Source organism: Pseudomonas sp. W22_MBD1_FP4, assembly GCF_052113765.1.
Classification (GTDB): domain Bacteria; phylum Pseudomonadota; class Gammaproteobacteria; order Pseudomonadales; family Pseudomonadaceae; genus Aquipseudomonas; species Aquipseudomonas sivasensis.
This window is the reverse complement of record NZ_JBGQOI010000003.1, coordinates 117,457-132,397: the sequence shown is the minus strand read 5'-3', so window position 1 is coordinate 132,397 and position 14,941 is coordinate 117,457. Positions and strand designations below refer to the sequence as shown.

Annotated in this window: 10 protein-coding genes; 2 read left to right on the top strand and 8 right to left on the bottom strand. The window is 61.2% G+C overall.

Annotation, left to right across the window (positions count from 1 at the left end; all coding sequences use genetic code 11):
• Positions 1 to 100 precede the first annotated feature (100 nt).
• The 8 genes from ACEN2T_RS05740 to glnE are packed head-to-tail and all read right to left on the bottom strand — an operon-like array spanning position 101 to position 10,044.
• Positions 101 to 1,543, bottom strand: coding sequence for a lipopolysaccharide kinase InaA family protein (locus ACEN2T_RS05740; RefSeq protein ID WP_442116436.1), 1,443 nt, complete (start codon positions 1,541 to 1,543; stop codon positions 101 to 103).
• Positions 1,543 to 2,295, bottom strand: a complete 753-nt coding sequence (locus tag ACEN2T_RS05735; protein ID WP_442116435.1) for a lipopolysaccharide kinase InaA family protein — start codon at positions 2,293 to 2,295, stop codon at positions 1,543 to 1,545. Before ACEN2T_RS05735 ends, ACEN2T_RS05740 begins: the two co-directional genes overlap by 1 nt.
• Positions 2,292 to 3,026 (bottom strand): lipopolysaccharide kinase InaA family protein, encoded by a 735-nt coding sequence (locus ACEN2T_RS05730; RefSeq protein WP_095186097.1) that lies wholly within the window; start codon positions 3,024 to 3,026, stop codon positions 2,292 to 2,294. Before ACEN2T_RS05730 ends, ACEN2T_RS05735 begins: the two co-directional genes overlap by 4 nt.
• The gene (gene rfaP / locus ACEN2T_RS05725; protein WP_032890375.1) at positions 3,026 to 3,832 is read right to left on the bottom strand and encodes a lipopolysaccharide core heptose(I) kinase RfaP; all 807 of its coding nucleotides are present in this window, start codon (positions 3,830 to 3,832) and stop codon (positions 3,026 to 3,028) included. The genes ACEN2T_RS05730 and rfaP overlap by 1 nt, the downstream gene beginning before the upstream one ends.
• Positions 3,829 to 4,953 (bottom strand): glycosyltransferase family 4 protein, encoded by a 1,125-nt coding sequence (locus ACEN2T_RS05720; protein WP_032890373.1) that lies wholly within the window; start codon positions 4,951 to 4,953, stop codon positions 3,829 to 3,831. Before ACEN2T_RS05720 ends, rfaP begins: the two co-directional genes overlap by 4 nt.
• Positions 4,953 to 6,014, bottom strand: coding sequence for a lipopolysaccharide heptosyltransferase I (gene waaC, locus ACEN2T_RS05715; protein ID WP_032890371.1), 1,062 nt, complete (start codon positions 6,012 to 6,014; stop codon positions 4,953 to 4,955). The genes ACEN2T_RS05720 and waaC overlap by 1 nt, the downstream gene beginning before the upstream one ends.
• A gap of 1 nt (position 6,015) precedes the next feature.
• Positions 6,016 to 7,050, bottom strand: a complete 1,035-nt coding sequence (gene waaF / locus ACEN2T_RS05710; protein ID WP_442116434.1) for a lipopolysaccharide heptosyltransferase II — start codon at positions 7,048 to 7,050, stop codon at positions 6,016 to 6,018.
• A gap of 54 nt (positions 7,051 to 7,104) precedes the next feature.
• Positions 7,105 to 10,044 carry a bifunctional [glutamate--ammonia ligase]-adenylyl-L-tyrosine phosphorylase/[glutamate--ammonia-ligase] adenylyltransferase gene (gene glnE / locus ACEN2T_RS05705; RefSeq protein WP_442116433.1) on the bottom strand — a complete coding sequence of 980 codons (2,940 nt, stop codon included), beginning with the start codon at positions 10,042 to 10,044 and terminating at the stop codon, positions 7,105 to 7,107.
• A 383-nt stretch (positions 10,045 to 10,427) separates the two neighbouring features.
• Between glnE and aceE the strand changes: the two genes are divergently transcribed.
• Both aceE and aceF read left to right on the top strand, forming a co-directional pair.
• The gene (aceE, locus tag ACEN2T_RS05700) at positions 10,428 to 13,073 is read left to right on the top strand and encodes a pyruvate dehydrogenase (acetyl-transferring), homodimeric type (protein ID WP_032890366.1); all 2,646 of its coding nucleotides are present in this window, start codon (positions 10,428 to 10,430) and stop codon (positions 13,071 to 13,073) included.
• A gap of 11 nt (positions 13,074 to 13,084) precedes the next feature.
• The gene (aceF, locus tag ACEN2T_RS05695; RefSeq protein ID WP_122682101.1) at positions 13,085 to 14,737 is read left to right on the top strand and encodes a dihydrolipoyllysine-residue acetyltransferase; all 1,653 of its coding nucleotides are present in this window, start codon (positions 13,085 to 13,087) and stop codon (positions 14,735 to 14,737) included.
• Positions 14,738 to 14,941: the final 204 nt, after the last annotated feature.

Here is a 14,941-nt window from a genome sequence, read left to right as displayed (position 1 = left end):
AAGACCGCTCACCACAGGAAGCACACTCACCACAGGGAGACAGCTCACCACAGGAAGCCCATTCACCGCAGGAAGACCGCTCACCACGGGAAGCACGTGTTCAGTCGATGGTTTTGGGCAGTCGCTGATCAATCAGTTTGTACAACGCACTGTCCTGCGGCCAATTACGCATAAACCGCGCACGATCCTTCGCGTATGCCGTGGCGAAGCTGGCGGCGGAGGTGTGTTGGCACATTGCATCGAGGTCGATCAGCGACCAGCGATCCTTGTCCCAGAACAGGTTATGGCCCTTGAAATCGCCATGGCTGATGCGTTCGCGGATCAGTTCGGCAAACAGCTTGTCGAGTGCCAGCAGCTCACCTTCCGGTGCATCACCGTGTTCAATATAGGGCGCGAAACGCTCGATGATGTCCGGGCCCGGCAGGTATTCGGTGATCAGATAAGCCCGACTGCGCAGCCACAAAAAGCGCTTTTCCAACACAGCCAAAGGCTTCGGCGTGGCGATACCAAGGAACGCCAGGCGATTGCCTTCGCGCCAGGAATGCCAGGCGCGACTTGGGCGCCAGAAGCGCTTGAGCCAGTGGGCAAAGCCCTTGATGTTGTAGCGCTTGATAACCAGCGGGCGACCGGCTACCTCGACCTTGGCCACGCTCGCGGCACCACCGGTCTTGTACAAGTGGCCCTGATCGAGCAGCGCATCGGCCTGTTCCAGCACCGGCAGCATTGAGGCCTCTTCTTCGCGACGAATCGCGCGCAAACCAAAGGCGCCGCGTACCACGCTGAACAACGTGCATTCGCGGCCGACCTTGTTCAAAAAGTCCTTCAAGCGCCAAGCGCTGACCTTGCGCACCTGCTTCTCCAGGGCTTCCAGCGGCAAGGCGTGTTCGCCGTTGCTCAGCAGGTAATACACCAGCAACTCTTCGGTAAACGGCTCAAGGTTTTTCGGCAACTGGGCGAAAAACACGCCGAGGTTTTCCAGCACGCGGTTACGCGACAGCGGCTTGCCGGCCTCTTCGACGCGGATACCGGCACCGTCGATCAGGTACAGCTTGCCGTCCTGGCGCAGCAGGTTGTCCAGGTGCAGGTCTTCCTGCCACAAGCCTTTGGTGTGCATCTGGGCAATCGCGCCCAGTGCTTCGGCGAGCACGGCGGTTTGCTCGTCAGCCAACGGTGGCAGGCCTTCGACGGCATGCCAGGCATCGGCCAGGCTTTCGGCGCCTTCGATAAATTCAAACAGCAGCCAGCCGCCTTCGCCTTCCTGCAGGCCATCGGCGAGCAACAGCGGCGTGGTCAGGCCTTGTTCGGCCAGTAGTCGTACGCCATTCAGCTCACGCTGAAAGTGCCGCGCGGCCTTGCTGCCCACCAACAACTTGGCCAGCACCGGACGCCCGCGCCAGACTGCCGCGCCCACGTAACGCTCGCCCGGTAACACGCGCAAAAGGCTCAGCAGTTGCAGTTGGCCGGGGCCAGCGGCATCCGCCAGGTCAAGGGTCAGGGGCAGGCTCGGTGTGCGGCCGGCGCTTTTCAGCTCGGACAGGCGCATCAGCGGTTCTCCTTGTGGCTACGCCGAGCCGTCAGGCGTTGCAGCCAGGTCGCGACCAGCGCGCTGTCTTCGGGCTGATCAAGGTAGGCCGCCAGCAGTTGACGCACCTGCACGTCCGACCACTGCCGTGCACGACGCAACAACGGTTCCAGGTCTTTGACCCGATCACGCCAGCCGAACAGCAGCGGGCGGGTTTTTTCCAGGTCGATCAACTGCGCGGCATAACCGTCGCCGGTCGCCTGCAGGAAAATATGCTTGGGGTAAAAGCAGCCATGGACCTGGCCGAGGCTGTGCAACCGGCGCGCCAATTGGCCGCACGCCAGCAGGATCGCGCGGTGCTGGGCGTCGCTCAGTTGCGGCCACTGCTGCAGCAATGAATCCAAGTCATTCCAGCCGTCGAGGGCGCGGGTCAGCAGCATTGCGCGGTGTTCACCGGCGACCTTGCGCTCCCCGTAAAACGCCGCCTGCAAGGCCGGGATACCCAGCGAGCGGTAACGACTGATATTGCGAAACTCACGGGAGAAACTCGGCTCGCCCAGCGGTCGGTGCAAGCTGCGCGTGAGGTAGTTGCTCTGGCGCTTTAGGTAATACCCGTGGCCATCGAGCTCCAGACGAAACACGCTACTCCAGCCGCCACGGCTGGTGTTGGGCTCGTCCACCGCGTCCAGTTGCTTGGCCCACAGCGCGTCGAATGTCGCGAGGCCGTGGCGCTCCAGCAAGGCACGGTCTTCAGCCGCCAGAAAATCACTCATTCGCGTCCCTCGAAAAACTTCACTACGTGGCGGATCCGCCGCTTGTCCGAATCGCTCAGGTGCCGACACCCACGGTACTGCATGTAGAAACGCAGACGCTGGGTAGCCGACAGGTGATACTTGGCCACCTTGTCGAGGCAGGCCAAGTCCTTGGTGATGCGGTACTTGAGCCAGAAACCGCGCCAGAAATCGCCGTTGGGGCAATCGATCAGGTACAGGGTCTGCTGGTCGTCGATCAGCAGGTTGCGCCACTTCAAATCGTTATGGGTAAAGCGCTGGTCGTGCATCGTGCGCGTGTACTCGGCGAGTTGGCGGCTGACGACATCGACCCACTTGGGGTCGCGCAGGCGCGCATCTTTACGCTCGGCCACCACCGAAAGATCTTCGGTATTAGGCAACTCACGAGTGATCATCGCACCACGGTCGTAGGCCAGGCCATTGCGCTCCAGGCCCCAAGCCACCACATCGGCGGTGGGAATGCCCCACTTGGCGAAGCGCTTGAGGTTCTGCCATTCGGACTTTACCCGCGGCTTGCCCAGATAACGCCGCAGGCCCTTGCCGGCGCCGGTGTAGCGCTTGACGTAGTAATTGACCCCGCCGCGCTGCACCCGGATCACTTCCGATAACGGATCGCGGGTCAGCCGCTCGCCTTGCAGGGCGAACACCGCGTCGAGGCTTCCAAAATCATCCGCCAGGGCGGCATAAGCAGGTTCCAGGTTCCAACCCGCCATCAGATCGCATCCCCGTAGCGTTGCTTGCGTGCGTACAGCTTGTCGGCCTTGCGCTGCATCAGACTCAGCGACGCCGATTGCTCGGTCAGGATCTGGCGCAGCGGCTGGCGGAAATAGCCCTTGAGGAAGCGCAGTTTGTCGCGACGGGTCAGGCCGATGTCCAGCGCTGAGTAATACAGTGCCGACAGGTCCTTGTCGCGCCAGCGCAGCGGCAAATGGGCCCGCATTTGGGCGCGGTGCAGGTCGATCACCGAGAGTTTGATGTCACGCGCGTCGATCGGCTTGGACGTGTCCAGCAGGAAGTGGCACAGGTAGCAGTCGCGATGGTTCACGCCGCCCCGATGCATGTCGCCGACCATGCGCGCCAGCTCTGCGGTGAGGGCATGACGCAAGGCAGGTGCGGGTGGCTCGGCGGCCCAGTTGAGGGTCACGTCTTCAAGGCTGAGGGTCGGCGCCAGTTCTTCGGTGATGATGAACGAGTGTTGGTCCGCCGGGTTGCTGCCTTTTTCGCCGAAGGCCACGCCGGTCATAGTCGGTACGCCGATCTCCTGCAAGCGGTGAATGGCATCCCATTCCAGGCCGGCGCCCAGTACCGGCAACTTGGCGGTGATCAGGTTCTTGAAGATTTCTGCCCAGCCAATACCGCGATGAATCTTCACGAAATACGGGCGGCCATCCACCTCGGTGCGCAGCGTGCGACGCGCTGCCAGTTCACGGAATACCTGGCCTTGCAGTTTCTCGACTTCGGCGAAAGCATCACGCCCGGCCCATAACGTCTTGAACGGTTCGGCAAGAATCAACTTCATCGTTTTGGCTCCGCCAGAATCACATCCGCAGCGTGCTGCGGCATGCTGTAGAGGTCGGCCGTCTCGGCGAAGGCCAACCCATTGCGGCCCCAGGCCGCGCGCTGTGCAGAATCGGTCAACATTTGCGCCAGGTACTGGTTCAACTGAGCCTGTTCAAACGGCTCGTCCAGCACCAGCCCACTGTCAGCTTCGGCGATGTAGTGCGCATAGCCACACACGGCAGAAACCAACACCGGCAACCCAGCCACCAGGGCTTCGAGCAACACGGTGCCGGTGTTTTCGTTGTACGCCGGGTGGATCAGCAGGTCGGCGCCCAGCAGGAAACGCGGGATATCGCTGCGCCCCTTGAGGAACTGCACGTTGTCGCCCAGCCCAAGAGTGGCGCTTTGCAGTTGGAATACCTTGGGGTCGTCCTGGCCGATTACAAACAGGCGCGTACGTTTCTTCAGTTCAGAGGGCAACGCGGCCAAGGCTTTCAGGCTGCGATCGACGCCCTTGGTCTTGAATCCAGAGCCGATCTGCACCAGCAACAGATCGTCATCGCCGAGGTTGAATTCCTTGCGGAAACCTTCGCGGATTTCAGCCGCGTTCGGCGGCGCGCGACGGTCCTGGGCAATGCCCGGCGGCAGCAGATGGAAGCGTTCCAGCGGGGTATCGTAATGCTTGATGAACAGCGGCTGCTGCACCTCGGAGATCATCAGGACTTCAGTCTTGGCGTCCTTGGCGAACACCGCACGCTCGTATTCGGCAAAGTGCTTGTAGCGGCCAAAGCTGCGGTACAGCGAATGGCGCAGGTTTTGCGCCTTGTCTTCAAAGCAGCCATCGGCGGCGTAGTACACGTCCAGGCCTGGCATCTTGTTGAAGCCGATCAGGCGGTCCACCGGGCGCTTGGCGAGGTCGGCCTCCATCCACGCACTGAGCTTCTCGTTGCGCTTATGGTTGAAGAACGCCTTGACCGGCGCCACCAGCACTTCGAAGCCGGGCGGGATGTCGCCTTCCCAGATCAGCGTGTAGACACGAATCTGATGGCCGCGCTGCTGGCACTCCAGGGCGATGCGCATGAAGTCGCGCTGCAGGCCACCGAAGGGGAAGTATTTGTACAGAACAAAAGCCAGTTGCATCAGTGCAGCTCCTCAGCCAATAACAACGTGCTCAGCCGGCTTGCCACACGCTCAGGGTTCAGGCGCGTGAAGCACAGGGGCGACTCGCGCTTGATGTCGAACCGACGCAGGTCGTCGGCCGTGGGTTGATAGGTACATTGCTTTTGCAGACACGGTGCGCACGACCAGTCGCTGCCCAAGTGAATCTGGCCCTTGCCGTAAGCGCCGGTCAGGCCGGGGTTGGTGGGGCCGAACAGGGAAATAGTCGGCACGTCCAACGCGGCAGCCAAGTGGCCGAGACCGGTGTCCACCGCGACGCAGGCACGGGCGCCAGCCAATACCCGAGCGACGCCGGCCAGGTTGAGTTTGGGCAACACTTCGGCGTTGCCCAGGCCTTGGGCCAGGCGTTCGGCGCGGGCTTTTTCGGCGGCATTGCCCCAAGGTAATTTCACGTCCACACCCAAGCGGCCCATGCGCTCAGCCAGCTCGCGCCAATAGGCTTCGGGCCAGTGTTTAGTGTCCCAGGTGGTGCCGTGCAACAGCAGCACAAACGGTTTTTTCGGCGGCAGGCCGAGCAGTTTTTCGGTGCTCAGGCCGTAGTCACCCAAGCCTTTGGGCAAGTCATAACCCAGCGCCACGGCGAACAGCTGGCGCAGACGCTCCACCGCGTGTTGCCCACGGGCCACGGCCAGGCGTCGCGAGTAGAAGCGCGCCGCAATGGGTTCACGGGCGGAGTTCTTATCGAAGCCCGCTACCGGAGCACGCACATAGCGGGTCAACCAAGCACTTTTGAGCAGGCCTTGGGCGTCGATCACCAGGTCGTATTTGGTCGACTGGATCTGCTGCTTGAAACGCCGCCACTCGCCGCTTTTGATGGTCTGCCAGAGGTTCTTGCGCCAGCGGCGGATCGCCACCGGGATCACTTTGTCTACGGCCGGGTGCCAGGTCGGGATCTCGGCGAAGCCTTCTTCCACCACCCAGTCGAATTGAATGCCGGGGATCGCGCGCGCCGCGTCGGTGAGTGCCGGCAACGCATGAATCACGTCGCCCAGGGATGAGGTCTTGATTACCAGTACCCGCAACTCAGTGAACCTCGACCGCAGTGCCCTGCAACCGCTGCAAAGCCTCGTTCACCGGCTGTGGCAGCAACTGGCGCATGCAGTTGTAGTGGCCGAAACGGCAAGTACGGTCAAAGCACGGGCTGCATTCCAGGCCCAGGCGCACCACTTCAACCTTTTCGGCCAGGGGCGGGGTAAACCCTGGAGACGTCGAACCGTACACGGCCACCAATGGGCGGTTCAGCGCTGCGGCCACGTGCATCAGGCCGGAGTCGTTGGACACCACCGCATCCGCGCAAGACAGCAGGTCAATCGCCTCGGCCAGCGATGTGTCGCCACTCAGGTTCACCGACTCTTCGCGCAGGCCAGGAATCAGGCGCTGGCGAATCTCTTCACCCACCGGATGATCTTTTTTCGAGCCGAACAACCACACCTGCCAGCCTTCGCGAATCTTCATCTCGGCGACTTTGGCGTAGTGCTCCGCCGGCCAGCGCTTGGACTCGCCAAACTCGGCGCCAGGGCACAGGGCAAGCACCGGGCGATCAAGCGTCAGGCCGAACTTGGCCAGGGCCGCGTCGCGGGTTACTGGGTCGATCTGCAGGCTCGGGCGCGGGTACGGCTTGGGCAGCTCCGCGCCTGGCTCATATGCCAACGCCATGAAGCGTTCGATCATCAGCGGATAGCGCGCCTTATCCAACGTGCGCACATCGTTAAGCAATACGTAGCGAAACTCGCCGCGCCAGCCGGTGCGCTTGGGGATGCCAGCAAAAAACGGCACCAGCGCCGACTTCAGCGAGTTGGGCAACAGGATCGCCTGGTCATAATGGCCGGCCAGGGATTTGCCGATGCGACGGCGGGTTGCCAGCTCCAGGGCGCCGTGGCCGAGCGGGAAGCTCAAGGCGTTGCGCACTTCGGGCATGCGCTCAAGGATCGGCCGGCTCCACTCAGGAGCGAGCACGTCGATCTGGCAGTCTGGGTGGCGCTGGCGCAAGCACTGGAACAGTGTATGTGCCATCACCATGTCACCGACCCAACTGGGCCCAACGATCAGAATATTCATGTAGTTTCCACAAACGATGCGGGGAGGCTTATGCCTCCCCGCCCTAATAGTGTTTCAGCTCAACCCCAGCTCCTGCCAGATGCGCATCACCTGTCGCCGTTCGTCGGCGAACTGATCCCCAGCCACCGTACCGGCCTCGTTTTGCAAGGCCTGGCGATGCGCAGCGGAACGGTAGGCCTTATACACCTCGCGCAGCAGGTGGGCATCGGCGGCGGGCATCAACCCCACCTGCTCCAGGCCTTCCAGAATGCGGATATTGTCGGTGTAGCGCAGCAACGATGGGTGCTGGGCAGACCACGCCAAAGCCGCGTATTGCACCATAAATTCAATATCGACGATACCTCCGGCGTCCTGCTTGAGGTCGAACACGGCCGCGGCGTCGAAGGCATTGGCGCCGGTACCGGCTGTGGTGGCCTTGGTGCCCAGGTTGTCACGCATCTTAGTGCGCATCTCGCTGACCTCCTGGCGCAGTTTCGCCAGATCCCGCTCACGCCCCAACACTTTAGCCCGTACCTGCTCGAACGCACGGCCCACATCCTGACTGCCAACCAGCACCCGCGCGCGGATCAGGGCCTGATGCTCCCAGGTCCACGCTTCATTTTGTTGATAGCGATCAAATGCACCCAGCGAACTGACCAGCAAACCGGACGCACCGGAAGGTCGCAGGCGCATATCCACTTCGTACAACTGACCGGAGTTGGTCTGGGTGGTCAGCAGGTGAATGATGCGCTGGCCAAGGCGCGTGAAAAACTGCGCGCCGTCAATCGGCTTGGCGCCATCGGTTTCGGCCTGCGGATCGCCATCATGGATAAACACCAGATCCAGGTCCGAACCATGCCCCAGTTCGATCCCGCCGACTTTCCCATAACCGACAATAATGAACCCAGGATCGCACAGGGTGCCGTCCAGACGCTGCGGCGAGCCGTGGCGCGCCACGGTCTGGCGCCAGGCCAGGGCCAGCACTTGTTCGAGGATGGCTTCGGCGAGCCAGGTCAGGTAGTCGCTGACTTTCATCAACGGCAGGCTGCCGGCGATTTCCGAAGCGGCCACGCGTAGGCGGTGGGCGAGCTTGAAGTGACGCAGCGCTTCCATCTGCTGCTCAAGGTCGTCCTCGGGGATACGCGTGAGGCGCTCGCGCAATTCGGCGGCCAACTCCGGCGCCAGCGGCGGCTTGAACAGGCGGCCTTCGTTGAGCAACTCGTCCAGCAACAGCGGGAAACGGGTGATCTGCTCAGCAATCCACGGGCTGGCGGCGCACAGGGTCAACAGGCGGCGCAGGGCGTCGGGGTTTTCCGTGAGCAGCACCAGGTAAGCGGAGCGACGGGCGACGGCCTCCACCAGCGGCAGCACGCGCTCCAACACCAGGTCCGGGTTGGCGTGTTCGACCGCCTGGGCCAACAGGCGCGGGATAAACGCATCCAGCCGTTCGCGACCGAGGCGTTGCATCGCACGTAACTGCGGGCTGCCGCGCAAACCAGCCAGGGCCTTGAGCGCCCTGGGCGCGTCAGTGAAGCCGCCTTCGGTCAATTGGCGGCAGGCGGCGTCTTCATCCTGGGATTCTTCCCATAGCGGCAACCACTCACCGCCCACTACCAACTCGCTTTCTTCGCCCTCTTCTTCATCGGGGTCGGCAATCACTTGGCGGAAGTGCCAGTCCACCCGGCCACGCCAGTGCATCAGGCGCTCATGGAACGCGGACCAGTCGGCAAAGCCCAGCATAAAGGCAATGCGCGCCTGATCTTCCGGAGTGCTCGGAAGCATTTGGGTCTGGCGGTCAGCTATTGCCTGGATGGCATGCTCGGTGTAGCGCAGGAACTCGTAGCCATTGCGCAACTCGGCGATCACCGCCGGCGGCAGGTAACCCTGGCCCTCCAGGGTACCGAGCACTTTGAGCAGCGGGCGTTGTTGCAGGCTGAGGTCGCGACCGCCGTGAATCAACTGGAAGGCCTGAGCGATGAATTCCACCTCGCGGATACCGCCCGAGCCGAGCTTGATATTGTCGGCCATGCCTTTGCGCCGCACTTCCTGCTGGATCAACTGCTTCATGGTGCGCAGCGCTTCGATGGCGGAGAAGTCCAGGTAGCGGCGGTACACAAACGGTCGCAGCATATCGAGCAATTGCGCACCGGCCACCTGGTCGCCTGCCACTACGCGCGCCTTGATCATGGCGTAGCGTTCCCAGTCGCGGCCCTGATCCTGGTAGTACTGCTCCAGCGCATTGAAACTGAGCACCAGCGCTCCGGCCGAACCGTAAGGACGCAGGCGCATATCAACGCGGAACACAAAACCGTCGACGGTCATGGGGTCGAGGGCCTTGATCAGTTTTTGACCAAGGCGAATGAAGAACTCCTGGTTATCCAGTGAACGCTTCACGCCCACTGTTTCGCCGCCTTCGGGGTAGGCGAAGATCAGGTCGATATCCGACGAGAGGTTCAGCTCCACCGCGCCGAGCTTGCCCATGCCAAGGATGACCATGTGCTGCGGCTCGCCGCTGCGCCGGCCGGTGGGCGTGCCGAACTGCACGCAGTGGCGTTGGTACAGCCATTGGTAGGCTTGGTCGATGCAGGCGTCAGCCATGTCGGACAGATCACGACAGGTCTGCACCAGATCAGCCTGACGGGTAAGGTCGCGCCAAATAATCCGTACTTGCTGGCGCGTGCGCTGGCGACGCAATACGCGGCCCAGTTCGTCTTCGGTTTCAGCCTGTTGCACAGCGCCTGCAATTTGCCCGCACAGCTCGCCCGGCGCAAAGCCGCGGTCCAGCTCACCCCAGGCCACCAGCTCCAGCAACATCAAAGGGTCACGAACACTCTGTTCAATGACGAAATCACTGGCGGCGCACACCCGGGCGAAGTCGGCCCAGCGTTGCGGCGTCCACGTACAAAGTCCATGATCGTCCTCCAGCGCGGCCACTGCGTCACGAAATGACTGCTCGGCCCGCTGGGCAATTGGGAGGAGAATGGCCGGCAATTCGGCCAGCATTGGAAGGCTCATGGTCTATCCTTGATCGGCGCGTAATGGGCTTGTTGCTGCGAACGCAAGAAGCACGCTCGATGAAGGACTGTCGAACAAAGGTTATAAATAGCTGAAAATTTATAGTTTTTGGCAGACAACATTAAACTTCTACCTTTTCTTGTTCGCAAAAGATCAACAATAACGATTATGCTCACCAGCCAGACCGAGCCATACGCTCGGTCTTGTGTAGTTTTACTACTCGTATATACATTCGAAAGGCTGAAATGGCCGACGATTTGTAGTAAAACTACAGGACGCCGAAGCAACCTTCGGCCATCCAAGAATTTATGTCGTCTGCCCACAAGGCCAGTCGCAAACTTCAGGCAACCGATTCTGGTAGCCTTTCCGCCCTGGAGCAAGCCATGCAAGACCTCGATCCCGTCGAAACCCAGGAATGGCTGGACGCCCTGGAATCGGTTCTCGACAAAGAAGGCGAAGACCGTGCTCACTACCTGATGACCCGTATGGGCGAACTCGCGACCCGCAGCGGCTCGCAACTGCCCTACGCCATCACCACGCCATACCGCAACACCATCCCCGTTACCCACGAAGCACGCATGCCTGGCGACCTGTTCATGGAACGCCGCATTCGCTCGCTGGTACGTTGGAACGCCATGGCGATGGTAATGCGCACGAACTTGAAAGATTCGGACCTGGGCGGTCACATCTCCAGCTTCGCTTCCAGCGCAACCCTGTATGACATTGGCTTCAACTACTTCTTCCAGGCCCCGACCGACGAACACGGCGGCGACCTGATCTACTTCCAGGGTCACACCTCGCCAGGCGTTTATGCCCGCGCGTTCATGGAAGGTCGCATCACCGAAGACCAGATGAACAACTTCCGCCAGGAAGTCGACGGTGGCGGCTTGTCGTCCTACCCGCACCCTTGGCTGATGCCTGATTTCTGGCAGTTCCCGACCGTTTCCATGGGTCTGGGTCCAATTCAAGCGATCTACCAGGCACGTTTCATGAAGTACCTGGAAGCCCGTGGCTTCATCCCTGAAGGCAAGCAGAAAGTCTGGTGCTTCCTGGGCGACGGCGAGTGCGACGAGCCGGAATCCCTGGGCGCCATCTCCCTGGCCGGCCGCGAGAAGCTGGACAACCTGATCTTCGTCATCAACTGCAACCTGCAGCGCCTCGACGGCCCGGTTCGCGGCAACGGCAAGATCATCCAGGAACTCGAAGGCGTGTTCCGCGGTGCTCAGTGGAACGTGACCAAAGTCATCTGGGGCCGTTTCTGGGACCCACTGCTGGCCAAGGACGTTGACGGTATCCTGCAACGTCGCATGGACGAAGTCATCGACGGCGAGTACCAGAACTACAAAGCCAAAGACGGCGCGTTCGTACGTGAACACTTCTTCAACACGCCTGAACTCAAGGCAATGGTTGCAGACCTGTCCGACGACGAGATCTGGAAACTCAACCGTGGCGGCCACGACCCGTACAAGGTCTACGCGGCGTACCACGAAGCGGTCAACCACAAAGAACAACCAACCGTCATCCTGGCCAAGACCATCAAGGGTTATGGCACCGGTGCTGGCGAAGCGAAGAACACTGCGCACAACACCAAGAAAGTCGACGTCGACAGCCTGAAGTTGTTCCGCGACCGCTTCGACATCCCGGTCAAGGACGAAGAGCTGGAAAACCTGCCGTTCTTCAAGCCAGAGCCAAACAGCGCCGAAGCCCGCTACCTGAGCGAGCGCCGCACTGCACTGGGCGGTTTCGTACCACAGCGCCGCGCCAACAGTTTCTCCGTACCGACCCCGGACCTGAGCACCCTCAAGGCTATCCTGGACGGTTCGGGCGACCGTGAAATTTCCACCACCATGGCCTTCGTGCGGATCCTCGCGCAGTTGGTCAAGGACAAGGAAATCGGTCCACGCATCGTTCCGATTATCCCGGACGAAGCCCGTACCTTCGGTATGGAAGGCATGTTCCGTCAGTTGGGCATCTACTCCTCCGTCGGCCAGCTCTATGAGCCAGTCGATAAAGACCAGGTGATGTTCTACAAGGAAGACAAGAAGGGCCAGATCCTCGAAGAAGGCATCAACGAAGCGGGCGCCATGAGCTCCTTCATCGCTGCCGGTACTTCGTACTCCAGCCACAACCAGCCGATGCTGCCGTTCTACATCTTCTACTCGATGTTCGGCTTCCAGCGTATCGGCGACCTGGCTTGGGCAGCAGGCGACAGCCGTACCCGTGGCTTCCTGATCGGCGGCACCGCCGGCCGGACCACGCTGAACGGCGAAGGCCTGCAACACGAAGACGGTCACAGCCACATCCTGGCTGCCACCATCCCGAACTGCCGCACCTTTGATCCAACCTACGGCTATGAGCTGGCGGTGATCATCCAGGACGGCATGAAGAAAATGACCGAAGAGCAGCAGGACGTTTTCTACTACATCACCGTGATGAACGAGTCCTACCAGCAGCCAGCCATGCCGGCCGGTGTCGAGGAAGGCATCATCAAGGGCATGTACCTGCTCGAAGAAGACACCAAGGAAGCAGCGCACCACGTACAGCTGATGGGCTCCGGCACCATCCTGCGTGAAGTGCGTGAAGCAGCGAAGATCCTGCGTGACGAATTCAACGTCGGCGCCGACGTGTGGAGCGTTACCAGCTTCAACGAACTGCGTCGCGACGGCCTGGCCGTAGAGCGCAGCAACCGCCTGCATCCTGGTCAGAAACCCGCGAAGAGCTACGTCGAAGAGTGCCTGGCCGGCCGTAAAGGTCCAGTCATTGCCTCTACCGACTACATGAAGCTGTTCGCTGAACAAATTCGCCAGTGGGTCCCGTCCAAGGAATTCAAAGTCCTGGGTACCGACGGTTTCGGCCGCAGTGACAGCCGTAAGAAGCTGCGTCACTTCTTCGAAGTCGACCGTCACTTCGTGGTGTTGGCAGCCCTGGAAGCCTTGGCTGACCGTGGTGAGATCGAACCTAAGGTGGTGGCTGACGCTATCGTCAAGTTCGGGATCAACCCGGAAAAACGCAACCCACTGGACTGCTGAGGAGATTTTTTGTGAGCGAACTCATTCGCGTACCTGACATCGGCAGCGGTGAAGGTGAAGTAATCGAGCTGTTTGTGAAGGTCGGCGACAAAGTCGAAGCCGACCAGAGCATCCTGACCCTGGAGTCGGACAAGGCGAGCATGGAAATCCCTGCTCCCAAGGCCGGCGTGGTCAAGAGCCTAAAAGTGAAGCTGGGCGACCGCCTGAAAGAAGGCGACGAACTGCTGGAGCTGGAAATCGAAGGTGCCGCTGATGCTGCACCTGCGGCGGCTCCTGCTGCCGCTGCTGCACCAGCGCCTGCCGCTGAAAAGCCTGCCGCTGCAGCCGAGGCCCCTGCGGCCCCGGCTGCTGCACCGGCCGCCGCCTCTGTTCAGGACATTCATGTTCCGGACATCGGTTCGTCGGGCAAGGCCAAGATCATCGAGCTGTTGGTCAAGGTTGGCGACACCGTCGAAGCCGACCAATCGCTGATCACCCTGGAATCCGACAAGGCTTCCATGGAAATTCCTTCGCCGGCTGCTGGCGTGGTGGAAAGCATCGCAGTCAAGCTGGAAGACGAAGTCGGCACCGGTGACTTCATCCTCAAGCTGAAAGTACAAGGCGCCGCACCGGCTGCCGCTCCAGCCCCCGCCGCCGCCGCTCCGGCTGCTGCCAAAGCTGAAGCTGCACCGGCCGCTGCACCCGCACCTGCTGCAAAAGCCGAGGCCGCACCGGCTCCAGCTGCTGCTGCACCTGCGCCAAGCGGTGCCAAGGTTCACGCTGGCCCGGCGGTACGCCAACTGGCCCGTGAATTCGGCGTCGAGCTGAACGCTGTGTCGGCCACTGGCCCACATGGCCGCGTGCTGAAGGAAGATGTGCAGGTTTACGTCAAAGCCATGATGCAGAAAGCCAAGGAAGCTCCGGCTGCCGGCGCTGCTACCGGCGGCTCAGGCATTCCACCGATCCCGGTCGTGGACTTCAGCCGCTTCGGCGAGACCGAAGAAGTGCCAATGACTCGCCTGATGCAAATCGGCGCGTCGAGCCTGCACCGCAGCTGGCTGAACATTCCGCACGTAACCCAGTTCGACCAGGCCGACATCACCGACCTGGAAGCTTTCCGCGTTGCGCAGAAAGCCGTGGCCGAGAAGGCTGGCGTGAAACTGACCGTGCTGCCACTGCTGCTCAAGGCGTGTGCACACCTGCTCAAGGAGCTGCCGGACTTCAACAGCTCACTGGCGCCAAGCGGCAAAGCGATCATTCGCAAGAAATACGTCAACGTGGGCTTCGCTGTAGACACCCCTGACGGCCTGCTGGTACCGGTCATCAAGAACGTCGACCAGAAGAGCCTGCTGCAACTCGCTGCCGAAGCGGCTGCGTTGGCTGCCAAGGCCCGCGACAAGAAGCTGACCGCAGACGACATGCAAGGCGCCTGCTTCACGATCTCCAGCCTCGGTCACATTGGCGGCACTGGCTTCACGCCAATCGTCAACGCGCCGGAAGTGGCGATCCTGGGTGTTTCCAAGGCAACCATCCAGCCGGTCTGGGACGGTAAAGCGTTCCAGCCGAAGCTGATGCTGCCACTGTCGCTGTCCTACGATCACCGTGTGATCAACGGCGCGGCCGCTGCACGCTTTACCCAGCGTCTGAGCCAGCTGCTGAACGACATCCGCACCATCTTGCTGTAAGCCAGATCAGGTCTCCCCTTCACCGGGGAGACTTGGTTGCACCGATTTCCGAGCGCCACGCTCGTACCTCAACCCCGTCAATTTGGCGGGGCTTTTTTTGCTTTTCGATACAGACAGAACAGGTTTGTACACCTTCTGTCATCTCGATTGAAGAAATCCCTCGCCCGGCCGATAACCCCCTTATAGCACTTAGCCTTCATCCTC